The 950-nt window shown below is 73.1% G+C and carries 2 protein-coding genes; both read right to left on the minus strand.

The annotated features are described in order from the left end of the window. The coding region (locus OOT08_RS02930; protein ID WP_325091047.1) for a serine hydrolase domain-containing protein at nucleotides 1-634 on the minus strand (634 nt) is incomplete at its 3' end. Continuing rightward, nucleotides 631-950, minus strand: a 320-nt coding sequence (locus tag OOT08_RS02935) for an ArsR/SmtB family transcription factor (protein ID WP_325091048.1), incomplete at its 5' end; no start/stop codon positions are given. The genes OOT08_RS02935 and OOT08_RS02930, both read right to left, overlap by 4 nt.

Here is a 950-nt window from a genome sequence, read left to right on the forward strand (position 1 = left end):
CGTTCCCGAGCAGGGCCACGCCGAGGTTCGAATAGGCGACGGTGCCCGGCTCGCTCAGCTCGACCCCGCGGGCCTGCTCCAGCAGCTCCGGCAGTTCCTCGGCGTAGGGATTGCTGGCCCGGTAGTTCGACAGGATGGATTTCAGGATGACGCCCGGGGTCGTCGCGAGCCGCGGCAGGCCGCTCGTGTGGCTCGCGAGGTCCCCGAGGGTGACCTCGGCGGCGGGGCTGTCGCTGAGGTCGAGGAGCGTGCCGAGCCGGGTATCCAGCGTGACCTCGCCGCGGTCGACGGCGTCGGCGAGCAGCGCCGAGGTCATGGTCTTCGTGACGGAGCCGATCTCGTACTCCGTGAGCGGGTCCGCGCCGAAGTCGGCGAAGCGGACCGTGCCGCTGCCGGGTTGCCCGGGGGTGACCCCCTCGATGCGGGCGATGCTGATCCGATTTCTCGCCCCGGGCTCCCGGTCGAGAATTGACTGCGCGCTCGCGATCAGCTCGGGGTCGCCGACGGCTTCGCCGAGGTGCGGGGGGCGGGGCATCAGCGCGATCCCGAGCGCGATCACGGAGGCGGCTGCGGCTGCGGCGAGCGCGACCCGGCGCGTGCGGAACGGAGCGCGGGGGCGTTTCGGGGCGGTCACGCGGGGCTCCCGACGGCGGCGAGGATGGCGAGGAGGGGGACGATGCGCTCCGGGGGGACCGCGTACTGGCCTCGTCCGGCGACGCGGAGCCAGCCCTGGGCGACGAGCTGGTTGAGGTGGTGGTACAGCTGGCCGGTCGTGCCGAGTCCCTCGGCGGCGCTTAGCTCGGCGGCGCTCGTGGCCCCGGCGAGGAAGGCGTGCAGGATCGTGAGGCGGACGGGGCTTGCGAGGGCGGCGAGCGCCTGCGCGTGTTCGGACCAGTCTGATTCGAGTAGTTGCTCGGTGGGCACGCCGTACTGCCACTGCACGGGTCCGG

Origin of the sequence: Leucobacter sp. M11, from assembly GCF_035726885.1 — a bacterium.
Classification (GTDB): Bacteria; Actinomycetota; Actinomycetes; order Actinomycetales; family Microbacteriaceae; genus JAPFRB01.